This is a genomic window from Bacillus sp. 165 (assembly GCF_017742235.1).
Taxonomy (GTDB): Bacteria; Bacillota; Bacilli; order Bacillales; family Bacillaceae_G; genus JAGHKQ01.
In genome coordinates this window covers 235,187-257,104 of record NZ_JAGHKQ010000001.1, presented here as the reverse complement: position 1 = coordinate 257,104, position 21,918 = coordinate 235,187, and the positions used below count along the sequence as shown (strand labels likewise).

Sequence of the window (21,918 nt, the reverse complement as noted above, 5' to 3'; positions counted from 1 at the left end):
CAGGTCTGTATTGCCGTTATCCTGTCAAAAAAATGTGCCAAGTTCCTCTTTAAGTGTACTCGCTAAGCATAAGGTGCCGTTTACAGTATCTTCTGATTCACATTTTTGGATGATATAGGAAGCTATGTGGAACAAAACGTAGAAAAGCTCTTGAGACATGGTACTAGTGAAGTGACTACGTTTGAACAGCGAAGGGGACTCATGAAGTCCATTTATCACCCTGTTGTTTTTAGAGGATAATACTTCCATTATTGAAATTTTTATTTTTGTTCAGAATAAGTATGGAGCACAAATAAGGAGGTCAAAGCAATGGATAATAGAGAAGTATATAATGACCAAGGCACACTAGGGAATTTTTATAATGAAGCAGAAAACAGCAAAGCTAATCAATTTACAACTGAAGGAGATGAGCACAGCATTACACGAGAACAAATAAGTGACTTGTATGCGGAAGGAACAATTGATTCGTATGTACGTAAAGCACAATCATCTTCACAAGCTTAAAACTCCCTGTAAGGGGAGTTTTTTATAATCAAATGAATAATTTCACGTATTGTATTGTGTGAGGATGAGTGAAATGGTTTGAAATTTTGTATCTCAATTTGTAAACTGAATGTGAAAGGGAATACAAGTAGAGAGGAACGTGTGTATCTATATGAGTAAGATATTTGTAGCAGGTAAAATCCCAGATTGTGGACTTCATCTATTAGAAGGGCATGATGTGGAAATATATGAAGGTGAAGAATTAATCAGTGAGACAGAGCTGAAGGAAAAAATACAAGATAAAGATGCTTTATTAAGTCTGCTTTCTACAAAAGTGACAAAAGAAATCATTGACTGTGCTCCGCGCTTAAAGATTATTGCAAATTATGGCGCTGGTTTTGATAATATTGATTTTATGTATGCACAAGAACGAAACATCCCAGTGACAAATACACCGCATGTATCGACGGAAGCTACTGCAGAGCTTGCATTTGCTATTTTATTAGCTGCAGCCCGCAGAATTCCTGAGGGAGATGAACTTTGCCGTAATGAGGGATTTAAGGGGTGGGCACCTTTGTTCTTTTTGGGACGTGAAGTATACGGCAAGACATTGGGGATTATTGGCCTTGGCGAGATTGGACAAGCAGTAGCAAGACGTGCCCAAGCATTTGGCATGAATATTGTATACTCAGGGCCAAACCGCAAAGACACAGATATAGAAGGAAAGTTAGGTGCTGTTTATGTAACGCTTGATGCGCTATTACAGACCTCTGATTTTGTTATGATTACATGTTCCTATAATCCATCATTACACCACTTAATCGATTTAGAAAAGCTAAAAGAAATGAAATCGACAGCTTATCTGATTAATGCTGCACGGGGGCCTATTGTAGAGGAGAAGGCATTAGTGACTGCTTTAAAAAATGGATATATCGAAGGGGCTGCACTTGATGTATTTGAATTTGAGCCTAACATAGGAGATGAACTGAAAGCATTGAAAAATGTAGTCCTTACCCCTCATATAGGAAATGCTACTATCGAAACTAGAAATGCAATGGCTAAAATGGCAGCGAAGAATATTATTAGCGTCTTAGAAGGAAACGAACCGCTGAACCCTGTAAATCGTACGAAGCAAGCTGTTACAATATGATAAAAAGCTCAATGTTTTACGAAACATTGAGCTTTTTATATGCTAGTCTTCTGAAGCATCTTTATTAAAATGACGCTTTCGTAAAAATTGAGACAGCATGTAAAGAATGTATAAAGGGATGGCAATAAATAAAAAGATAGAAAATCTAGCATAATTCGTTTTATACATTGTATATATAATACCTGCTAAAAATAGAGTGACAATGATACTATACTTTGGAAGAGGAACGTCTTTTAAACTTGGGATTTTAATGCGGCTTACCATCAAAAAGGAAAAAACTACAAATACTGTGACAAGTACGATATTTGGGATGATATGAGAAAATAATGTCAGAAATGCTACAAGGCCTCCGGCTGCAGTAATCGGTACACCAGTAAAATATTTAAGTGAGGTTGAGGCTGGTGTCACATTGAATCTTGCAAGTCGATATGCTCCAAATAAAGGGAATAAAGCCGCTATGTACAATCCTACTATTCCATATGGTGAAAACGACGTATAGTACATTAATAAAGCTGGGGCTGCGCCAAAGGTTACTACATCCGCTAATGAATCTAACTCTTTTCCGAGTTGAGAATCCACCCCTAACAGCCGGGCGATTCGTCCGTCTAAACTGTCAAGCATCATGCCGATTAACACTAGAATTGCAGCAGATTTGTGGTAACCGAGTGATGCATAGCCAATAGATAAAAAGCCGCTGTATAAATTACCGAGTGTAAATAGGTTTGGTATAGCTGCTCTGTACAAATTTATCACTTGCTTTCTTTCATAATTTTCTTTAGTTTACTACATTTTGCCTATTTTACAAACAAGTTTTGTTATAATTATATATATTTAATATGAATAAATTGGTAATAAAGCATCTTTAAATGTGCTAAAATATGTACACTGTTTTTCTTGTTAGCTTAGTGTATTCTGCATTAACCGGAGGTTCATTTTATAATCAGCTTGGGGGATGCATCATGAAAAATATTTTAAAAATATTGACCGGGATCGGTACTGTTCTAGCGGCATTGGTTGGAGTAGGTATGTTTTTTACAAATAAAATTATGTATATAAAAAAGAAAACAGAAGAAGAAATTATTAAGAATGAGTTGAACAGAAAGCTATTTCATCCAAAGGAATTTGAAGCGGCTGAGAAGGAAGAGGTTTGGATTGACTCCGGGTTTGGTTATAAAATACACGGATATTATTTTACAGGGATAAATGCGGATAAGTATATAATTATTTCTCATGGAGTTACGGTTAATAAAGTGAACTCGGTTAAATACGGGAATCTTTTTTTGAAGCGTGGTTTTAATGTTCTAATATATGATCACCGTCGTCATGGGCTTACTGGAGGAAAAACAACGAGCTTCGGTTATTACGAAAAGTATGATCTAAAAGCAGTTGTAGATTGGATGAAATCCCGGTTTGGAGCGGATATCATTCTTGGAATACACGGGGAGTCTATGGGAGCAGCTACTTTATTGGAGTATGCGGGAACAGTAGAGGATGGAGCAAGCTTTTATATTGCAGATTGTCCATATTCAGACTTTTATGAGCAGTTGGCATCGCGTTTGAAAGTGGAATTTCACTTGCCAAAGTGGCCCATTTTACCGATTGCCGATATGGTGCTTAAGCTGCGTGATGGCTACAGTATAAAAGATGTGTCACCAATTAAAAGCATTAGAAATATTCATAATCCGATTTTATTTATCCATAGTAAGCCGGATGATTATATAACTTATAAAATGACAGAGCAGCTGTATGAAGAAAAGAAAGGGCCAAAACAGCTATACCTTGCAGAAAGAGGCTTGCATGCTTTGTCTTATGTAGAAAATCAGGAAGAATATGAAAATGCGATTGATAAATTTTTAAAAGTATATGCATGAACAAGGGTGTGCCTTAGGCACACCCTTGTTTTATTCGAATGCAGTTGTCATTGCCCTGCTGTTGTGTTGGTTGCTCTGGTCAAATCGAAGTAAGTCCCCATAAATAATTTTATCAGAGTATTGCAGTTCAGCCTTTGCCTTTTCTGCATATGGAGTACAGTATGCTGCTTCGATAGGCTCTTTTGTCTCTTTTGAATAACATATATTCTTTGTAAATACATAACGATTAGTTACAAAACTTCCATCGCGCATTACTACAATTGGATTAGCTTCCTCTGTAAATAAATCTGTTCCAAATTCAACTGTTTTATTTGTAGAAACTCCTAGCAAATGGAGAAGAGTAGGTTTTACGTCTATTTGCCCGGCAATCTTTGAAATGGTGCCGCCCTTTTGACCTGGAATGTGAATAATAAGCGGAACACGCTGCAGTTGCATGCTGTCATAAGGTGTAATTTGATCTTTGCCAAGAAATTGCGCAAGTGCCGCATTATGATTTTCTGAAATACCATAATGATCTCCGTATATAACAATAATGGTATTATCGTATAGCCCTTCTTCTTTTAAACGTTTGACAAAATATTTTATTGCTTCGTCAGTGTAACGTACGGTTGGAAAATAGCGATTTAAAATCTCACTTTCTGAATTGTACTCATCAATTAAACGATCCTTTTCATCTAAAATAAATGGAAAGTGATTCGTTAACGTGATAAATTTCGTGTAAAATGGCTGTGGCAAAGCTTTTAGCTTTGGAATGGACTGTTCGAAAAATTCTTTATCCTTCAGACCCCAACCAACAGAGTTTTGTTGTGTCCCTATATAATCATTTTGATTAAAATATCGACTATAGCCTAGAGAAGGGTACATTAGATCACGATTCCAAAAACTTTTGTTGTTTGAATGAAACACAGCTGAGTAATAACCATAATCTTTTAAGATTTCCGGTGTAGCTGTAAATTCATTGGCATAGTGAGTAAAGAAAACAGAGCCACGATCGAGTGGATATAAGGAATTTTCAATAATAAATTCGGCGTCTGATGTTTTTCCTTGTCCTGTTTGGTGATAGAAGTTAGTAAATGAATAGCTTTCTTTTATAAATTCATTTAAAAAGGGAGTTACTTCTTTTCCGTTTACTTTATTGCCGATAGCGAAGCTTTGTGTCGATTCCATAGAAATGATAATCACATTTTTATTTTTTGCAATTCCAAACAATGCTTTATTTGGCTCTTTCTCTTTTGTAGTTGCATAGTTTTCAATTTCTGCGAACTCGTTGCTGCTTGCAAAGGCATGTTGAGCCGAAGATCTCGATTGCAGGGCAATATCATAGATTTGATAATTATAAAGTCCTAGGTTTTTTACGATAGTCTTTCGATCAAAAGATCTAGAAAGAAGTTGAGGATGCTGCGTTTCAGCTAATACTAAATTTATAATAAAAATACTGGTCACAGTTAAGAAAAAGGCCGATTTTTCGTTGCGATTCAGTTTTTCTTTATGTCCGAAATTAGGAAATAAACGATTGATAAACCATAAAATGAGAACATCACCAAACATAAGCAATATTTTGTATGTAATAAGCTCTTGGATACTCGTTCCTAGATCTGGGATATTATTCGTTTGAAATAAGACGGGAAGAGTCATAAAGTCATTAAAGAAGCCATAAAAAATGGCATTTGCCAATAAGAGAACAGACAGTAAAAAGCTTATTAATAGAATGAGCCGATTACGCTTTTTATCAGCAAATAATGCTAATCCTATAAATAATAATAAAGAGCTTAACGGATTTATACATAATATAAACTCTTGCATAGCATTCGCTGTCTTTATGTCAAATACCAGTTTGTAAATAATGTATGTTTTAATCCAAAGTAAAGTTGCTGCTAACAGTGCAAATCGCAGCTTGGGAAACATTGCTTTCATTTCTCTCTCTCCTTTTAAAAATAGGAATGCGTGTCTTGTATCTATATGTATTTTTAAAAGAGATTTTTTCGATACAAAGTGAAACAATCTCATCATAACTGTGCTCAATTACAATAATAGAAGAAAATGGGCAAGGTTTCTATAGTAAACATGAGAAAACTCTTCTAAAAACAGAGGATTCACACTTTTTTAGGGGACCGTAATATTTTGCTACTCCATTAACGCGGTGTTTCAAGAATATGTAGTAGAGGAAAATAATCTATAAAAGCCCAATGAACAGATATTCAGTGGTAGAGAAAGAAAGTCTTACATGTAGAGGATTCAATTGAAAAAGTAATTCTCAAGAAGCTTACTATAGTTTTTTTGCTTTTGGAAATACTATCTTCATGTGAGGAGAAAGGAGAAGGGGTATTGAAACGAATTATTAGTGTCTTGATAATGTCGTTTATTCTAACTATGGCACCTTTTGCAGTGCAAGCGGAACCTTCATTTACAATGTTAGAGGATGCTTTTTATTCTGTTTTATTTCCGAAAATAAATGAGGCTGTACAACAGTATTATGGGATGCAGAAAAAATATGATTGTCCTACAATCGTAAGTATGAAGAAAGTGTATAGTGGTACATATCTTTTTGCTGCAACGATAGAGATAACCAAATATGAGGGAAAAGAGTACGAACCACCTAAACCTCCGTTTGATAAAGTATTAATTACTTTTAGCAATAAAGAAGGAGAATGGGAGGTTCAAACGATAAAAGTAGTTCATTTACCTGATAACACAAAAGTCAATTGTCGCAAGCCTGAATAAGAATGCGGGTTGCTTAGCTTCTATAAAAACCGTTTGACAAAGCTGTCTTGTATCTGTTATCGTGTTAATCAACATGATTCAATAGAAAATAAATATACCTCATCGTTATCTCAAAGAGTAGAGGTTGCAGTGATTATGAGTAGCTTACAGGAGACCTAATGGGGTTGGCGAATGTAAAGAGAAAGGAATTGCTGCCGAAGTAAAAAGGAGGCCATAACCCTTTTTGCTGGGACTGTATTGAATAAATACAGTACTGTCACGAGTTTGCAGCTTGTGAGGAGCTATCTGGAGATGTTGATGCGGTTTCTTATCCTAAAAATACTTAAACTTTCGGTTAGTGTATTGACAACAGTTAAGAAACGCGTGTGAACATGGTTCCGCGCGTTTTTTGTTTAGCTTGGATATATAAAAGGGGGAAATACAATGTTTTTACACGGTACGAGCAGAGTGAATGAAAAAGGCCATTTAGAAATTGGCGGGTGTGATACAACGAAGCTTGCAGAAACATATGGAACACCGCTTTATGTATATGATGAGACATTGATTCGTCAAAAATGCCGAGATTTTAATAAGGCATTTAAAGAAAGCGGTTTTATTTATCAGGTTGCTTATGCAAGTAAAGCATTTTTATGTATGGAAATGTGTCGGGTAGCAGCAGAAGAAAATATGTCTCTAGATGTAGTATCAGGAGGCGAATTATATACGGCATTACAAGCAGGATTCCCGGCTGAACGTATTCATTTTCACGGGAACAATAAAACGGAAAAAGAACTGTTGATGGCACTTGAAGCTAATATTGGATGCTTTGTTGTCGATAATTTCTTTGAACTGGAAGTTCTTCACGATTTAGCGAGAGAAAAGGGGTGCATCGTAAATATTTTACTTCGTGTGACACCGGGGGTAGAAGCGCACACACACGAATATATAACTACTGGTCAGGACGATTCTAAGTTTGGGTTTGGGATTTCCAGCGGTCAAGCGATGCAAGCAGTGAAAATTGCGTTAATGAAGCCATATTACAAGGTGCTAGGTGTGCATTCACATATTGGCTCACAGATTTTTGAGACCGACGGCTTTGTACGCGCTGTTGAGATATTAACAGCATTTCTTGATTTAGTTCGTACAGAAACTGGATATGAAATGAGTATTCTGAACTTAGGAGGAGGTTTCGGTATTCGCTACACAGAAGGTGATACCCCCCTTCCAGTTGGAGAGTATGTGAAACATATGACGAATACAGTGCGTGAGCAATTTTCTTTACGTGAGTATCCTCTGCCAGAAATTTGGATTGAACCAGGTCGAAGCATTGTAGGAGATGCAGGAACCACTTTGTATACTGTTGGATCCATTAAAGAGGTTCCTGGTATCCGTAAGTATGTAGCCGTTGATGGAGGAATGACAGATAATATTCGTCCGGCTTTGTACGGTGCGAAATATGAGGCTATGCTTGCAAATCGTGCGAATGAAAGTGAAGAAGAGATAGTATCGATTGCAGGAAAATGCTGTGAAAGCGGTGATATGCTGCTTTGGGATGTTTCCTTACCAAAAGTAGTTTCTTGGGATTTATTAGCAGTTTCTTGTACAGGTGCATATGGTTATTCGATGGCTAACAACTATAACCGTATTTGCCGCCCAGCGGTTGTGTTTGTAAAAGATGGTGACGCACAGCTAGTAGTAGAAAGAGAAACATACGAGGACTTGGTAAAAAAGGATCGTATTCGCACACAAGAGCTAGTATAGAGAGAGAGAAGCTTCTGACATTGTTCAGAAGCTTTTTTATTTGTTTTTTGCAAGATTACCTGTAAAGATGAATAAAATTGATAGTGTAGACTTGCCGTGTCGTCTAATTATGAATTTTTTCATACTGATTGCATTTTTACTTGAAAACAAAGAAATGATGGGTAAATGGCTAGTGTAGTTAAAGAGAGGAAGTGTATTGAAGAAACAATACTGCTGTGATTTTGAAAAAAATAATTCATATCGGAAAAATAGGATTGTAAATTTTGGGAATTGTGATAAAATAAAATTAATACTTATCAAGAGAGGCAAAGGGATCTGGCCCTAAGAAGCCCGGCAACCTGCTTAGAAGAGTAAGGTGCTAACTCCAGCAAAATGTATACCATTTTGAGAGATAAGGTAAAATATGTTACCTCAACAGTCTTTTCGAAATGGAAAGATTTTTTTGTGCAATGATTTGTAAGAACCATTCCATTAAGAAAAGGAGGGACTGAGGTGGTAACAGAAGAACAGCTGCAAGCAGTAATAGGCACGATAAAAGCAATGCTGAGTAACATGAAGTATGGATCTATTACCTTGATTGTTCAAGATGGGAAAATCATTCAGCTCGAAAAGAATGAAAAAGTTCGTTTAAAATAAGAGCGCTGACTAGAGAGACTAGAGGCGGTTTTAACCTAAGGGGTTAAGACCGCCTTTTTGTATAGCAGGGAGGAAAATCGATGCTCACTTATACTGCATGGGATCAATATTCTCTTTCATTTGAGAAAGATGATGAAACGAAGGGAGCACTGTCAGTGCTTCGCTGGGCGTATGAGCACTATGGACATGAAATTGTCTATGCTTGCAGCTTTGGTATTGAAGGCATCGTTTTGTTGCATTTTATTCAGCAGGTGAAATCAAACGCTAAAATAGTGTTTTTAGATACGGGACTCCATTTTCCAGAAACATATGAAACTATTGAGAAGATAAAACAACGGTTTCCTGATTTGCAAATTATAATGAAAAAGCCAAATTTAAGTGTAGATGAACAAGGCAAAAAGTATGGAGAAGAGTTGTGGAAAACAAATCCAAATGAATGTTGTCGATTACGAAAGATTGTACCGCTTGAAGAAGCGTTACGAGAGGGAAAGGCATGGATCTCTGGATTACGGAGAGAACAATCACAGTCACGAAGTAAAACTGAGTTTATCAATAGGGATAATAAGTTTAAATCAATAAAAATATGTCCGCTTATTTATTGGACGTGGCGCGATGTATGGCGATATGTATCTAAACATCAATTACCGTATAATACGCTTCATGATAAAGGCTATCCAAGCATCGGATGTCAGCCGTGCACTTCTCCGTTGTATACCGAAGAAGATCTTCGCTCCGGCAGGTGGGCGGGAACTGGCAAAACAGAATGTGGATTGCATGAATAACAAAATGGAGGTACAAATCAATGAATTCTATTCTTCCTCATGGTGGAACATTAATCAATAAAATAAATGAAGCATATCCTATTGCCTCAATTAGAAAAGAAATCGAATTAGATAGTATAGCATTAAGTGATTTGGAGTTGATTGCAATCGGCGGTTATAGTCCGCTGCAAGGTTTTTTAACTAAACATGATTATGAGTCCGTTGTAGAAAGAATGCGCCTTGCTGATGGCATTGCTTGGAGCATTCCTATTACACTTCCAATCTCACATCAGAAAGCAGGGGAGCTGGAAATAGGAGAAACAGTTCGCCTCGTACACAATGGTGTTACTTATGGGGTTATTCAGGTACAAGAAATCTATGAACCTGATAAAGAAAAAGAGGCGTTATTGGTCTATCAAACGGTTGATCGTAAGCATCCGGGAGTACAAAAGTTATTTGAACGTCCTGGTGTATATGTAGGTGGTGACATTACTCTTATACGCAGAGTCCCGAAAACAAAGTTTTCTTCGTATTATTTGGATCCGAAGGAAACTCGGAAAAAATTTCAGGAACTAGGCTGGAATACGGTTGTCGGATTTCAGACAAGAAATCCTGTGCATCGTGCTCATGAATACATTCAGAAAGCAGCCCTTGAAATTGTAGAGGGGTTATTTTTAAATCCTCTTGTTGGGGAAACAAAAGCGGATGATATTCCTGCAGATGTGAGAATGGAAAGCTATGAAGCTTTGATAGAGAACTATTATCCGAGAGACAGAGTGTTTCTCAGTGTCTTTCCTGCCGCAATGCGATATGCCGGACCAAGAGAAGCTGTGTTCCATGCCTTGGTACGGAAAAACTTTGGATGCACGCATTTCATCGTCGGACGGGATCATGCAGGTGTAGGAAGCTATTATGGAACCTACGATGCTCAAAAGATTTTTACTAAATTTACAGATGCAGAAATAGACATTCAGCCTCTCTTTTTTGAACATAGTTTTTATTGTACTAAGTGTGAGGGAATGGCCTCTTCTAAAACTTGTCCGCACAGCAGTGAGTACCATGTAATTTTATCAGGAACGAAAGTCCGGCAAATGCTGCGAGAAGGAGAACTTCCGCCAAGTACGTTCAGCAGACGAGAGGTCATTGAGGTATTAATACGGGGCTTGCAAAAAGAGCATGTATCATCGTGAGAGGAGAAATCAAATGACCAATAACCTTCACCTTGTGTGGCATAAGTCGTTAGTTTCGAAAGAAGAACGCCGCCATAAAAACGGACATCATAGTTTTATTTTATGGTTTACCGGATTATCGGCTTCAGGAAAGTCGACCATAGCGAATGCAGTAGAAAAAAAGCTGTTTGAAAGTAATATTCGAAGCTATGTACTAGATGGAGATAATATAAGGCACGGGTTAAATAAAGATTTAGGGTTTTCAGAAGAAGATCGAAATGAAAATATTCGCCGTATCGGGGAAGTGGCGAAATTATTTGTGGATAGTGGCATAGTTGTATTGAGCGCATTTATTTCTCCATTTCGAGAGGATCGGGATCGAGTTAGAGGACTGCTTGAAGAACATGAATTTATTGAAGTATATGTAAAGTGCCCAATTGAAGAATGTGAAAAACGAGACCCAAAAGGTTTATATAAAAAAGCTAGGTCTGGACAAATTAAACAATTTACAGGTGTCGACTCCCCATACGAAGAGCCGTTCTCACCCGAAGTGACCATCGAATCTCATTGTTTTTCTGTGGAAGAATGTACTGAGCAAATTATCGACTATTTAAAAACAAAACGCTTCATATAGAGGAGGCTAACAAAATGGCGTATGAGAAAAAATGGGGAAACAATCCCAAGCTGAACGCAACGGAACAGAAAAAGTTAGAAAAAGACGGATTAGAGATTTATAAGGATATTCCGTATTACGCGGAGTATGGGTTTGATTCCATCCCGAAAGAAGAATGGGATTCTTTTAAATGGGCAGGTCTTTATTTACAGCGTCCAAAAGAAGATGGCTATTTTATGATGCGTGTCAACATTCCATCGGGCATTTTGACTAATGAACAGGCGGACACCCTTGCACAAATAGGGAGAGACTACGGAAGAGATGTAGTAGATATTACCACGAGGCAAGCCATTCAATTTCATTGGCTGCGGATTGAGCAAATTCCTGCTATTTTTAAACGGCTAGAGCGTGTAGGGTTATCGTCTGCTGGAGCTTGCGGTGATATTACCCGAAACATTGTGGGCAATCCATTGGCGGGTATTGATCCTCATGAACTGTTTGATACTACATCCATCGTAAAAGATGTATATGAATTCTTCCAGTATAATGAAGATTTTTCTAACTTGCCTCGTAAATATAAGATGGCTATCAGTTCCAATGTATATAATGCATCGAATGCTGAAATCAATTGTGTGTCCTTTACTCCAGCTTCTAAAGAAATAAATGGAGAAAACGTGCTGGGATTTCATGTGAAGGTAGGAGGAGGACTCTCATCCAGACCGTTTTTGGCACAAACGTTGGATGTGTTTGTTCGTCCAGATCAAGTAAAGACAGTGGCAATCGCTATCACCACGATTTTCCGTGACTACGGCTATCGTGAAAAACGCCATCTTGCCCGTCTTAAATTTTTAATAGCAGATTGGGGGGTCGAAAGGTTCAAAGAAAAGCTTCTTGAGTATACGGGGCCGCTTCTGTCTAATGGAAAAGATGAAACGAAAGGGTGGAATGCAGGTTATTTTTATGGTGTACATCCACAAAAACAAAAAGGTTTACATTATGTAGGATTTAATGTTCCGGTAGGCCGTTTGAATGCCGCACAATTGTTTGAAATCGCAAGAATTGCAAGGCAATATGGCAATGGTGATATTCGTACATGTAATTCTCAAAACTTTATTTTACCAAATGTTCCAACTGAAAAAGTAGAAGAGCTTCTTGAAGAGCCATTGTTCAAACCTATTTCGTCGAATCCCCGCTCTTTTATTGGCTATTCAGTCTCTTGTACAGGTATTGAGTATTGTAATCTTGCATTAGTAGAAACAAAGGAACGGTTGCGAAAAATCGCGGAATATTTGGATGCGCAATTATCGATTGATGTACCCGTTCGCCTTCATATGGTTGGCTGTCCGAATTCATGCGGACAGCGACAAATAGCAGACATCGGATTGCAAGGGGTCAAGATGAAAACTAAGGATAAAGGAATGGTAGAAGCATTTGAACTGTATGTAGGCGGAACATTATTAGGAGGGGGAGAGTTTAATCATAAGTTAAAAGGAAAAATTGATGGAAAAGATCTTCCTGCTGTTTTGCTGCAGTTGCTGACTCATTTTAAAAAGGAAAAACAATCGGGAGAATCGTTCTATAGCTTTGTTGGACGAAAGGGCCTTTCTTCTATACAAGAAAAGTTAGATGAAATTATCGAAAATGTTGCTGTATAGGAGGAGAAACATGGGACTTTACCGTTTTGAAGTGCTTATACAAGGAGAGGTTGTTCATGTGGTCATTGTGGCAGAAAATGAAGAGCTGGCTTTTCAGCTTGTAGATATAGAATTGGAAAAGTATTTTTTGAAAATGCCAGAGGCACAGGAAATCACTTTATATGAAGTGAAGAAAATTCGTAAAAGCGGAGGCTTTGTCATTCAACGGTAAGAGAGTGCTGTAAATAATGGATAGAAAGAAGGGGTTGCGGTGGGAAAGGTGTATATTGTCGGTGCAGGTCCGGGAGACCCGGATTTGATTTCAGTCAAAGGATTAAGATGCATTGAACAAGCAGATGTCATTTTATATGATCGTCTTGTAAATAAAGAGCTGCTGGAACATGCAAAATCAAGTGCTGAATTAATTTATTGCGGTAAGCTCCCCAATTCCCATACTATGCAGCAGGAAACGATTAACGCTTTTTTGGTGAAATATGCTAAGAAAGGAAACATTGTTACTCGTTTAAAAGGAGGAGACCCCTTTGTCTTTGGGAGGGGGGCGGAAGAGGCGGAAGCATTAGTAAAACAAGGGATATGTTTTGAAGTGGTTCCTGGTATTACAGCAGGTATTGCTGCTCCTGCGTATGCTGGTATTCCTGTGACACATCGGGATAGCAGTGCCAGTTTTGCAATTGTTACAGGACATCGGCGCGAAGGGATGGAAGAAGAAACAAAATGGCAGAGTCTTGCGCAAGGGATTGATACGCTTGCTATTTACATGGGGATAGGTAATCTTCCTTATATCTGTAATCAGTTATTAAAATATGGAAAAAGCGAGTATACACCTGTTGCACTTGTAGAATGGGGCACAACACAATTGCAGCGAACGATATCTGGTACTTTGGGTACAATTATTACAATAGCCCAAAAAGAAAAAGTTCAAAACCCAAGTATGATTGTAGTAGGGGAGGTAGTTCGTTATCGTGAGAAAATACAGTGGTTTGAACAAACATTTGTTGAGAACGCTAGCGTAAATACCTATGTAAGCGGAGTACTGTAATATGCAAGCTGTATTGTATGTCTGTCACGGAAGCAGGTTGAAGGAAGCTTGCAATCAAGCGACTACGTTTGTCCAACAATGCATAAAAAAAATGGATATCCCTATTCAAGAGATAAGCTTTTTGGAATTGGCAAGTCCTTCGATTGCAGAAGGGTTTGCCAATTGTATAGCAAAGGGAGCCACTCAGATTACGGTAATTCCAGTATTACTATTGACAGCTGCTCATGCGAAAACGGATATTCCGCAGGAATTGATGCGCCTTAATCAAGAATATCCTCATATTGCTGTCACATATGGGAGACCATTCAATGTGCATGCAGCTATTATTCCGGTTCTTCTAGAGCGTATCCAACTAGAGCGAGTAGGGAAGGATGCCATGATTTTACTAGTAGGAAGAGGAAGCAGGGATCCAGATGTAAAACATGATTTAGAGCAAATTGCCTGTTTGCTTCAAGAATCTGGTCCATTCCAAAGAGTCGAAACATGTTATTTGGCAGCTTGCTCACCTACTTTTGAAGAAGGGCTGGAAAGAGCAGCAGCAAGGGGACATCGACAGGTATTTGTTGTTCCGTACTTGCTTTTTACGGGTCTTTTAATCAAAGGCATGGAGAGAATGATTCATCAGCTAAAAAATGATGCTTTTATTCTTTGTCCTTACTTAGGGTATCATCCAAATTTACAAAAAATTTTAGCAGAAAGAGTGGAAGAAGCGATAAGGAGTGCAAATTATGTATCCTATTTCAGTACGCATACAAGGTAAAAGAGTGGTAGTAGCAGGGGGCGGGAGAATTGCATCCTTTAAAATTGCTTTATTGCTAGAAGAAGGTGCCAATATTACAGTCATAAGCCCAAGGGCTGTCGAAGAAATTCGAAAGTGGGCGCAAGAGCAAACCATACAATGGATTGAAAGAAACATTGAAATCAGTGACTGTGAAGATGCTTTTCTCATTATTGCTGCTACAGATGATGTAGAATTGAATGACAGGTTAGAGCAAGCTGCAAAGTCAAATCAATTGGTAAATGTAATTACCAATCCTGAAAAAGGAAATGTCCATTTTCCGGCAGCTTTGAAACAAGGGAAGCTACTCATAGCAGTTTCAACAGAAGGTGCAAGTCCAAAGCTGGCAAAAAAAATTCGAAACGACCTTGCCGCACTTTATGATGAATCGTATGCAGACTACTTAGAGTTTTTATATGAGTGCCGTATCCAAATCAAGAGAAAAGTACTGGAAAAGGGTAAAAAAAATAAACTGCTGTTGGAGGTTTTGAAGGAAGAGTATCGTTTGTCTGAAGAGAAACGAAGGCAGTTTTTGAAAAAAATCGAAGTATCATAATAGATACTTCGATTTTTTGATAGATATATTAATTTCCTTTACAAATTTAATAAGACACTTTATAATCACTACTATTCATAGTAAAATCGTTGATTAAGAAGAGTACATATATTTGATGCGTTCAGAGAGTCGGGAATAGGTGAGAGCCCGATACGATAGAATATATGGAATGGGCTTATGAGAGGTACGCTGAAATATGGAGTAGGCGGCCCGGATTCCACCGTTAAAAGGATAGGGTATTATTTATGTACCTGAAGAGAGGGAGTTTCCTAAATGAAAGGAAATCCAATTGAGGTGGTACCACGGTATTGTACATATCGTCCTCTGCATGTATTGAACATGCAGGGGACTTTTTTATTTTCTAAAGGAGGTGGTCAGCATGAAGTGAAGAGAACAATCTAGACGAATACAACAAAGGAGCGAAAGGTATGAACAAAACACAGCAATGGACATCAAAAATTGGATTTGTGCTGGCTGCCGCAGGAGCAGCTATCGGACTCGGGGCAATTTGGAAATTTCCCTATGTAGCAGGTCAGGGGGGAGGAGGAGCGTTTTTTATTGTATTTCTTCTCTTGACTTTATTAATTGGACTACCTCTGTTATTAGCAGAGTTTTTAATTGGACGAAGTACACAAAAAGAAGCGATTAGTGCATATCAGGAGCTTGTTCCCCACAGTAAGCTATACCCATGGATTGGACGTATAGGAGTTGTGACGAGTTTTATTGTCTTGTCCTTTTACAGTGTTGTAGGAGGATGGATTCTGCTTTATCTCTATTACTCTATTACCGGGGGATTATGGAAGGGACAGTATGATGTGTTATTTGGACAAACGATTTCAAATCCGTATGCTGCTGTTGGTACGCAGTTTATCTTTATTATGATAACTATCTATATTGTAAGCAGAGGCATACAAAATGGAATTGAAAAAGTAAATAAGTATATGATGCCGGCATTGTTTATGTTGTTTTTGCTGCTGATAGGTCGATCTCTTACACTCGATGGAGCAATGCAAGGGGTAGAGTTTTTCTTAAAGCCGGATTTTTCTAAATTAACCTCCGAAACAATTTTGTATGCAATGGGCCAATCGTTCTTCTCCTTAACTGTAGGTGCCTCTGTTATGGTTACGTACAGCTCATATTTGCCAAAAAAAGAAAGCTTAACAAAATCGGCAGTCTCTATTGTCAGCTTAACCATTTTTATTACCGTTTTAGCAGGCTTGGCGATTTTTCCTGCGGTGTTTGCACTTGGTATGAAGCCAACAGAAGGACCAGGACTTTTATTTATTGTATTGCCTTCTGTATTTGAAAGTCTTACATTCGGTCATTTCTTTTTTATTACTTTCTTAGTATTATTTTTCTTCGCTACTATTACATCGGCAGTGTCTATGTTAGAAATAATTGTAGCATCCAAGGCGAAAGACGATGTGGCAAAAAGGCCGAAACTTGCTTTGTACATCGGACTTGCTATTTTTGCAGCAGGGGTTCCTTCTGCTGTGTCGTTTGGAGTGATGAGCGATGTCAGGCTGTTTGGAAAAACAGTATTTGATCTAGCAGATTATATAGTCAGCAATATATTGTTGCCCCTAGGAGTGTTCTGTATTGCTTTATTTGCACCGTATAAAATTCCAAAAACTAAGTTGTTGGAAGAATTGAGCATTGGAACGAAGTATGGAAAGCAATGGTTTATAGTATGGTTTTTCTTAATCCGATATATTGTACCAGTAACAGTTCTGATTGTATTTTTGAATGTTATCGGCGTAATATAAGCTTGCTGGATTTTTCCGCAAGCTTTTTTAGATGAATTAAGTTTAGATATCGATAAAATAACAGACAATATATCCTTGTCTGTTATTGGATATAACGCAGCGGATCCACTGCATTGCTTTTGGCTTGATTCCATTCGCCTGCATGCAATTCGAAGTGTAAGTGCTGTCCAAAGGAATGACCTGTATTTCCCATGATACCGATTTGTTGGCCTTGTTTTACGGCTTGGCCAGCTGAAACAGAACGATCTCGTAAATGAGCATATACGCTTATGTAAGTCTTACCATTCAGAAGATGAGCAATAAACACAACATTACCATATGAGCTAGAGTAGTAGGAACGAATTACTGTTCCAGACGCTGCTGCAATAACGGGCACACTTCCTGATTGGGCAATATCGATACCATCATGATGTTTCCCCCACCTTCCTCCGAATTCTGAAGTGATGGTTCCAGATGCAGGTTTTATAAATCCTCCTGGTTTGACTGAGGGTGATGATTCTTCTTGCATTGTTTGCTGCAACATTTCTTTTTGTGCTTCGAGAATTGCTTTTGTTTCTGTTGTATCTTGCATTTCTCCTTCTGTTGTTGCAAGTTTTGCTTCCAATTGTTTTACAATATCATCCTTTTGTTTTTGTTGTACTGTCAATTCTTTTTGTTTTTCTTTCAGGTCTATTTCATGTTGGATTAATGCTTGTTGCTTTTCTTGCAAGGATTTCATTTCTTTTTTGAGCTGCTTTTGATCTTGCTGTTGTTCTTTTAAAATAGCAGTATCTGAATTCATAATAAGATTGATAGAATATATATTTTGAATAAAATCTACAATATTCTTTGCATTGACTAATACTTCCGTAACAAGGTTCGTACGGGACTGTTCTTGAAGAACGGTTAAACGTTGCCTTAAAAGGTCTTGGCGATTGGCAATACGAACATGAAGCTCTTCAATTTTATGTTTTTTTTCCTCAATAGTCGCTTTTAGTATTTGAGTTTCTTGCCCCGTTTTATCGAGTGCCTCTTGATTTTTGGCAATGGTGTGGTCTAACTCCTTCATCACTTGTTGAAGGGCAGTAATTTCACTTTGAAGCTGTTCCTTTTCTGATTGTTTTGTGTGGAGTTCCATTTCTTTGTCTTTGAGCTGATCTTGAATATTATTTAATTTTTGTTGATTACTTTGTGCATTTGCATAGGGAATGACAGGTGAAGCTAGCAGTATACTTGCAGTGAATAAACTGCAAAAGGTTATTTTTTTATTCATATTCTATAAACCTCCTCTTTCGATAGCTTTATATCATAAGGAGGATGGAATATGAGTTAATGTTATTGTAATGTAATAAAAATGTAATGCTCGCAGAGAAATTATGTTGTTCTTTTTGCAAGAGTGTTACATTTATATATAATTTCCAATGATATTTTCTGCATATTTATGTAATGAATAACATATTTCATCGATGATGTAGGGAGTCGTACTTACATAAAATTATTTTGGTAGGTAATCGATAGCTCATGCCAATGTTTGTATTGTATATGCTTTCAGGAATAGAGAAGCTATAAAATTTGGACAGGAATAATACATTATTTAGAAGAATATAACTAGTGATATTGACTGAATGAGGTATTTATTCTACATAGTTTAATTATCAATTGAGACGAAGAAAATTCTGCTCATGGAAGCTTCACTTTATGTAATGTACAGTAAAGCTGTGTAAGCAGCTAACGAAGAGCCTGCTTTTCGTAACATGTTTTACAAGTATGACGAAGAAATAAAAGAGAGGATATGAGATGTTTTTAATTGGATTGAGCAGGGAATGAAGAGTGAGATTTATAAAAGAAAGATGGCTGTGATTAGACCCAAACGTTTTATTTCCTCTTTTTTAGTATAATACATGGACCAAACCGAGAGGGATTATTTTGAGAATAGAGAGGGTGTTAAATTGAAGAAGCATGAAAGATATTTTTTGTTAGGGTTGACAATAGGGTGGATTCTATCAAAAAGCATTGTGATAATGAATGTGAATAATAGCAGTGATGTTACTGTCCGAATCGGAAATCGGAATTTTAGAAATAAAAATAGAACATGAAACTGTAGCTATAAAAAGGAGCCTATTACAAGAGTAAGTCAGAGGTAGAAAATTTAAAATATCGAGCTTAATGTTAAAATAATTGTAAGAGTGGTTGTTCTGCTTGTTCAACTAACGAGGCAGTTTTACTAAACAAGTTTTAATTTAACTTTTTAAAGTAAAAGTATTTCTTTGTAATGAGAAATACTTTTTATTTTTTGTGAAATTAAAAAGATTTTAAATAACAATAATAACATAATAAAAAACGATATTAATTTATTGTAAAACGATAAAATTTATGATAAATTTGTATTATCTTAACAAAAGTGAGGTGTTTTAAATGCATTTTAAAAGAGATTCTACTATTTTCTTAAAGGTTATTATATTTTTGATTGGAATCGCAGTGCTTGCCGTGTGTATATATTTGTTGCCTGAAGCAGCCAGAAGAGATGCGATAGAGCGCCCTGGTGATTATTCGCTATATCCACTTTTAGTAGGTGCATATGGCATATGTATTACGTGTTATGTAGCGTTATATCAAGTATTTAAACTTTTGACTTATATAGAAAAGAACAATGCTTTCTCTGACTTATCTCTTCAATCTTTGAAGGTAATAAAAAAATGCGCGTTTACTGTCATCTTCTTCATTTTGTTAGCAATAGTTTATTTAAGAGTGCGTGTACAATTTACAGGTGATGATGCAGCAGGTCCAATATCTCTAGGTTTGATGGGGATTTTAGCAACAAGCGTCGTCGCAGCTTTTGTGAACGTACTTCAAAAACCTATAAGGAATGTCTTGGATTCACAGCCAAAAAACAATTAGCATTTTAAAATATACAAGAGGTGTTTTTTTATGAAGATAACAACCACATTATTTTTGAAAATAGCTGTTATTCTCATTGGGATTCCAGTTCTCGTTTTGTGCATATTTCTGGTTCCTGAACTGGCACATGCGGTAGCAGATTTCTTAGATGTTCATTCCATAAAATATATCATTTTCATCATTTTATATGGAGGCGTATTACCTTTTTTCTTCGCCCTTTATCAAGCTTTAAAAGTGTTAAGTTATATTGACAAGAACAATGCTTTCTCTGAATTGTCTGTTCGAACTTTAATGAAAATCAAATACTGCGCCATTTCTATCTGTATTTTGCATGTCTTAGGTTTGCCGCTCTATTTTCTCGTTGCAGATAAAGATGATGCCCCCGGTCTCATATTTGTTGGAATGGTCATTCCTTTTGCTTCGTTGGTTATCGCAGTTTTTGCTGCTGTCCTCCAAAGGCTTTTGCAAGAAGCGATTAACATAAAATCAGAAAATGATTTGACGGTCTGAGGTGAAAGATATGGCAATTATTATAAATATTGATGTGATGTTAGCAAAACGAAAAATGAGCGTAACGGAGCTTTCGGAAAGGGTTGGAATTACTATGGCGAATCTTTCCATTTTGAAAAATGGAAAAGCAAAAGCGGTTCGTTTTTCGACATTAGAAGCGATATGTAAGACTTTGGATTGTCAGCCAGGTGATATTTTGGAGTACAAAAATGACAAGGACAATCAATAAAAATATACAACAAATTTATCTAAATAACGGGTGAGTTAGTTTAAGAACAGGTCATTAGATTATAAAAAAACGTAGAGGGATGCTAAAACCTCTACGTTTTTTTGTGTAATTTTGTTGTCTAAAATTATGCGATTTATCTTAATATTTACCTTGTGAATTCGGTTTTTCTACTTCTTAAACGAACTACTTATTACAAGAGGGATCCTTTTTAGTCTTACTTCTATTAAGACTTTAGACCTAGTAGAAAACACACCTTTAGCTCGTTATGAAAAGTGATAGATTCAGGTAGGATAGAAGTATCAAAAGGAAGGGAGGCAACAAAATATGAAAAAATTTCTAACATTTTTGGCAGCGGGAGTGCTTGTAATTATTGCACTTGCAAGTCTGGGTAACTTAATTGCTTTAGCAATAGGTGTTGCACTTGCATATTGGAGCATAAAGTCATTTTTGAAATCCCATTCGTTACTTGGGAAGTTTTCCTGGGGAATTGTTGGGTTAATCGGGCTTTCTATTGTGTTTGGTAATTTCCCGGCTATCATAGGTATCGTTGCCATCGCATTATTATACTATGGATATCGTCAGTGGAAGAATGAACGTGGTGATAAGGATGCAGATAAAGCATACAAGTCATTTGAAAATTTTGAAGAACAATGGGACAGCATTATGAAACAACAATAATGAAAGGATGAGGTATATGAAAAAGTCATTATTTCAAAGAGTACGTGATGTAGTATTAGCAGACTTTCATCAAATGTTAGATGAGAAGGAAAAACAAAATCCGCTTGCTTTATTAAACCAATATTTACGTGACAGTGAGAGAGAAGTAAAAAAGGTTGAGAAGTTGATTGAACGTCATCAAACTTTAAAGGCAGATTTTTACCGTGAACTGGAGCAAGCACATTATCTTGCATCAAAAAGAAAGCGTCAAGCTCACATTGCTCGCGAAGCCAATGAAACTGCATTAGAAGCTAGAGCACTAGAAGAAGCCCAATACTATGAAGAGCAAACATCCAAATTGCAAGATTTATATACACGAACTACAGAACAAGTAGAAGAACTAGAGCGTAAAATACATGATATGAAGAATAAATTAAAAGAAATGCATACTAAGCGTATGGAGCTAATGGCTCGTGAAAATCTAGCTCACGTAAATCGTAGAATCAATGATACGATCCATAAGGTGTCTATCGGAAATCCATTTCTTCAGTTTGAGAAAATGGAGCAGTATATTGGAGATTTAGAAATTCGTATAAACGAGGAGTTTGAACGCGATACATTTGACCTAAGGATTGCAAAGTTGGAAAAGCATTTAAAAGAAAAACCAGCTGAAAAAGAAAAGGATGTTGTACTGTAAAGTACTTATG

The 21,918-nt window shown here is 37.0% G+C and carries 23 protein-coding genes, 2 riboswitches and 1 other annotated feature; of the genes, 20 read left to right on the top strand and 3 right to left on the bottom strand.

The window, feature by feature from the left end; genetic code table 11:
• Positions 1 to 309 precede the first annotated feature (309 nt).
• Together J7Q84_RS01390 and J7Q84_RS01385 are read left to right on the top strand one after the other, a co-directional pair.
• Positions 310 to 504, top strand: a complete 195-nt coding sequence (locus J7Q84_RS01390; RefSeq protein ID WP_209092606.1) for a DUF4025 domain-containing protein — start codon at positions 310 to 312, stop codon at positions 502 to 504.
• Positions 505 to 655: 151 nt separating this feature from the next.
• Entirely contained in the window at positions 656 to 1,633 is a 978-nt protein-coding gene (locus J7Q84_RS01385; RefSeq protein WP_209092605.1) for a 2-hydroxyacid dehydrogenase family protein, read from the top strand.
• Positions 1,634 to 1,675: 42 nt separating this feature from the next.
• On the opposite strand, the gene pssA is transcribed toward J7Q84_RS01385, so the two are convergent.
• Positions 1,676 to 2,377 (bottom strand): CDP-diacylglycerol--serine O-phosphatidyltransferase, encoded by a 702-nt coding sequence (pssA, locus tag J7Q84_RS01380; protein ID WP_209093084.1) that lies wholly within the window; start codon positions 2,375 to 2,377, stop codon positions 1,676 to 1,678.
• A 224-nt stretch (positions 2,378 to 2,601) separates the two neighbouring features.
• On the opposite strand from pssA, the gene J7Q84_RS01375 reads away from it, so the two are divergent.
• On the top strand, positions 2,602 to 3,504 hold the full coding sequence (locus J7Q84_RS01375; RefSeq protein ID WP_481747524.1) for an alpha/beta hydrolase: 903 nt from the start codon (positions 2,602 to 2,604) through the stop codon (positions 3,502 to 3,504).
• Between the two features lie 30 nt (positions 3,505 to 3,534).
• On the opposite strand, the gene J7Q84_RS01370 is transcribed toward J7Q84_RS01375, so the two are convergent.
• A complete protein-coding gene (locus J7Q84_RS01370) occupies positions 3,535 to 5,418 on the bottom strand; it encodes an LTA synthase family protein (RefSeq protein ID WP_209092603.1) in 1,884 nt (627 codons plus the stop codon).
• Between the two features lie 438 nt (positions 5,419 to 5,856).
• Between J7Q84_RS01370 and J7Q84_RS01365 the strand changes: the two genes are divergently transcribed.
• From J7Q84_RS01365 to J7Q84_RS01310, 12 genes are all read left to right on the top strand, one after another.
• On the top strand, positions 5,857 to 6,225 hold the full coding sequence (locus tag J7Q84_RS01365; protein ID WP_209093083.1) for a DUF3888 domain-containing protein: 369 nt from the start codon (positions 5,857 to 5,859) through the stop codon (positions 6,223 to 6,225).
• Positions 6,226 to 6,335: 110 nt separating this feature from the next.
• Positions 6,336 to 6,517, top strand: a riboswitch (Lysine riboswitch).
• A 131-nt stretch (positions 6,518 to 6,648) separates the two neighbouring features.
• Positions 6,649 to 7,965 carry a diaminopimelate decarboxylase gene (lysA, locus tag J7Q84_RS01360; protein ID WP_209092602.1) on the top strand — a complete coding sequence of 439 codons (1,317 nt, stop codon included), beginning with the start codon at positions 6,649 to 6,651 and terminating at the stop codon, positions 7,963 to 7,965.
• Between the two features lie 290 nt (positions 7,966 to 8,255).
• A riboswitch (SAM riboswitch) is annotated at positions 8,256 to 8,363 on the top strand.
• A gap of 94 nt (positions 8,364 to 8,457) precedes the next feature.
• On the top strand, positions 8,458 to 8,601 hold the full coding sequence (locus J7Q84_RS01355; RefSeq protein WP_209092601.1) for a YezD family protein: 144 nt from the start codon (positions 8,458 to 8,460) through the stop codon (positions 8,599 to 8,601).
• An 80-nt stretch (positions 8,602 to 8,681) separates the two neighbouring features.
• Positions 8,682 to 9,383 (top strand): phosphoadenylyl-sulfate reductase, encoded by a 702-nt coding sequence (locus tag J7Q84_RS01350; protein WP_209092600.1) that lies wholly within the window; start codon positions 8,682 to 8,684, stop codon positions 9,381 to 9,383.
• 20 nt (positions 9,384 to 9,403) lie between these two features.
• Positions 9,404 to 10,552 carry a sulfate adenylyltransferase gene (gene sat / locus J7Q84_RS01345; protein WP_209092599.1) on the top strand — a complete coding sequence of 383 codons (1,149 nt, stop codon included), beginning with the start codon at positions 9,404 to 9,406 and terminating at the stop codon, positions 10,550 to 10,552.
• A 13-nt stretch (positions 10,553 to 10,565) separates the two neighbouring features.
• The gene (gene cysC / locus J7Q84_RS01340) at positions 10,566 to 11,165 is read left to right on the top strand and encodes an adenylyl-sulfate kinase (protein ID WP_209092598.1); all 600 of its coding nucleotides are present in this window, start codon (positions 10,566 to 10,568) and stop codon (positions 11,163 to 11,165) included.
• 14 nt (positions 11,166 to 11,179) lie between these two features.
• Positions 11,180 to 12,799, top strand: coding sequence for a nitrite/sulfite reductase (locus J7Q84_RS01335; protein WP_209092597.1), 1,620 nt, complete (start codon positions 11,180 to 11,182; stop codon positions 12,797 to 12,799).
• Between the two features lie 10 nt (positions 12,800 to 12,809).
• Positions 12,810 to 13,010 carry a DUF3906 family protein gene (locus J7Q84_RS01330; RefSeq protein ID WP_209092596.1) on the top strand — a complete coding sequence of 67 codons (201 nt, stop codon included), beginning with the start codon at positions 12,810 to 12,812 and terminating at the stop codon, positions 13,008 to 13,010.
• Positions 13,011 to 13,049: 39 nt separating this feature from the next.
• Positions 13,050 to 13,838, top strand: a complete 789-nt coding sequence (gene cobA, locus J7Q84_RS01325; protein WP_209092595.1) for a uroporphyrinogen-III C-methyltransferase — start codon at positions 13,050 to 13,052, stop codon at positions 13,836 to 13,838.
• Position 13,839: 1 nt separating this feature from the next.
• The gene (locus J7Q84_RS01320; protein WP_209092594.1) at positions 13,840 to 14,598 is read left to right on the top strand and encodes a sirohydrochlorin chelatase; all 759 of its coding nucleotides are present in this window, start codon (positions 13,840 to 13,842) and stop codon (positions 14,596 to 14,598) included.
• Positions 14,567 to 15,172: an NAD(P)-binding protein gene (locus J7Q84_RS01315; protein WP_209092593.1), complete on the top strand. Its 606-nt coding sequence runs from the start codon at positions 14,567 to 14,569 to the stop codon at positions 15,170 to 15,172. The genes J7Q84_RS01320 and J7Q84_RS01315 overlap by 32 nt, the downstream gene beginning before the upstream one ends.
• Before the next feature lie 80 nt (positions 15,173 to 15,252).
• Positions 15,253 to 15,500 (top strand) — a binding site (T-box leader).
• 100 nt (positions 15,501 to 15,600) lie between these two features.
• Complete coding sequence (locus J7Q84_RS01310; protein WP_209092592.1) at positions 15,601 to 16,938, top strand: sodium-dependent transporter; 1,338 nt, start codon at positions 15,601 to 15,603, stop codon at positions 16,936 to 16,938.
• Positions 16,939 to 17,020: 82 nt separating this feature from the next.
• Here the strand turns inward: J7Q84_RS01310 and J7Q84_RS01305 are convergent, their stop codons facing one another.
• A complete protein-coding gene (locus J7Q84_RS01305) occupies positions 17,021 to 18,190 on the bottom strand; it encodes a murein hydrolase activator EnvC family protein (protein ID WP_209092591.1) in 1,170 nt (389 codons plus the stop codon).
• A 1,142-nt stretch (positions 18,191 to 19,332) separates the two neighbouring features.
• Here J7Q84_RS01305 and J7Q84_RS01300 point away from each other — a divergent pair.
• The 5 genes from J7Q84_RS01300 (at position 19,333) to J7Q84_RS01280 (ending at position 21,908) form a co-directional block, all read left to right on the top strand.
• Complete coding sequence (locus tag J7Q84_RS01300; RefSeq protein ID WP_209092590.1) at positions 19,333 to 19,815, top strand: DUF2975 domain-containing protein; 483 nt, start codon at positions 19,333 to 19,335, stop codon at positions 19,813 to 19,815.
• Positions 19,816 to 19,845: 30 nt separating this feature from the next.
• A complete protein-coding gene (locus tag J7Q84_RS01295; protein ID WP_209092589.1) occupies positions 19,846 to 20,325 on the top strand; it encodes a DUF2975 domain-containing protein in 480 nt (159 codons plus the stop codon).
• 10 nt (positions 20,326 to 20,335) lie between these two features.
• A complete protein-coding gene (locus J7Q84_RS01290; protein WP_209092588.1) occupies positions 20,336 to 20,554 on the top strand; it encodes a helix-turn-helix domain-containing protein in 219 nt (72 codons plus the stop codon).
• Between the two features lie 324 nt (positions 20,555 to 20,878).
• Positions 20,879 to 21,232: a lmo0954 family membrane protein gene (locus J7Q84_RS01285; protein WP_209092587.1), complete on the top strand. Its 354-nt coding sequence runs from the start codon at positions 20,879 to 20,881 to the stop codon at positions 21,230 to 21,232.
• Between the two features lie 16 nt (positions 21,233 to 21,248).
• Positions 21,249 to 21,908: a PspA/IM30 family protein gene (locus J7Q84_RS01280; protein WP_209092586.1), complete on the top strand. Its 660-nt coding sequence runs from the start codon at positions 21,249 to 21,251 to the stop codon at positions 21,906 to 21,908.
• Positions 21,909 to 21,918: the final 10 nt, after the last annotated feature.

Coding starts and splice junctions, on each gene's coding strand:
- J7Q84_RS01310 (WP_209092592.1), top strand. CDS start 15,601: ATGAACAAAACACAGCAATGGACATCAAAAATTGGATTTGTGCTGGCT.
- J7Q84_RS01370 (WP_209092603.1), bottom strand. CDS start 5,418: ATGAAAGCAATGTTTCCCAAGCTGCGATTTGCACTGTTAGCAGCAACT.
- J7Q84_RS01290 (WP_209092588.1), top strand. CDS start 20,336: ATGGCAATTATTATAAATATTGATGTGATGTTAGCAAAACGAAAAATG.
- J7Q84_RS01330 (WP_209092596.1), top strand. CDS start 12,810: ATGGGACTTTACCGTTTTGAAGTGCTTATACAAGGAGAGGTTGTTCAT.
- J7Q84_RS01335 (WP_209092597.1), top strand. CDS start 11,180: ATGGCGTATGAGAAAAAATGGGGAAACAATCCCAAGCTGAACGCAACG.
- J7Q84_RS01320 (WP_209092594.1), top strand. CDS start 13,840: ATGCAAGCTGTATTGTATGTCTGTCACGGAAGCAGGTTGAAGGAAGCT.
- lysA (WP_209092602.1), top strand. CDS start 6,649: ATGTTTTTACACGGTACGAGCAGAGTGAATGAAAAAGGCCATTTAGAA.
- sat (WP_209092599.1), top strand. CDS start 9,404: ATGAATTCTATTCTTCCTCATGGTGGAACATTAATCAATAAAATAAAT.
- J7Q84_RS01305 (WP_209092591.1), bottom strand. CDS start 18,190: ATGAATAAAAAAATAACCTTTTGCAGTTTATTCACTGCAAGTATACTG.
- J7Q84_RS01280 (WP_209092586.1), top strand. CDS start 21,249: ATGAAAAAGTCATTATTTCAAAGAGTACGTGATGTAGTATTAGCAGAC.
- J7Q84_RS01285 (WP_209092587.1), top strand. CDS start 20,879: ATGAAAAAATTTCTAACATTTTTGGCAGCGGGAGTGCTTGTAATTATT.
- J7Q84_RS01390 (WP_209092606.1), top strand. CDS start 310: ATGGATAATAGAGAAGTATATAATGACCAAGGCACACTAGGGAATTTT.
- J7Q84_RS01385 (WP_209092605.1), top strand. CDS start 656: ATGAGTAAGATATTTGTAGCAGGTAAAATCCCAGATTGTGGACTTCAT.
- J7Q84_RS01295 (WP_209092589.1), top strand. CDS start 19,846: ATGAAGATAACAACCACATTATTTTTGAAAATAGCTGTTATTCTCATT.
- J7Q84_RS01315 (WP_209092593.1), top strand. CDS start 14,567: ATGTATCCTATTTCAGTACGCATACAAGGTAAAAGAGTGGTAGTAGCA.
- cysC (WP_209092598.1), top strand. CDS start 10,566: ATGACCAATAACCTTCACCTTGTGTGGCATAAGTCGTTAGTTTCGAAA.
- J7Q84_RS01350 (WP_209092600.1), top strand. CDS start 8,682: ATGCTCACTTATACTGCATGGGATCAATATTCTCTTTCATTTGAGAAA.
- J7Q84_RS01365 (WP_209093083.1), top strand. CDS start 5,857: ATGTCGTTTATTCTAACTATGGCACCTTTTGCAGTGCAAGCGGAACCT.
- J7Q84_RS01300 (WP_209092590.1), top strand. CDS start 19,333: ATGCATTTTAAAAGAGATTCTACTATTTTCTTAAAGGTTATTATATTT.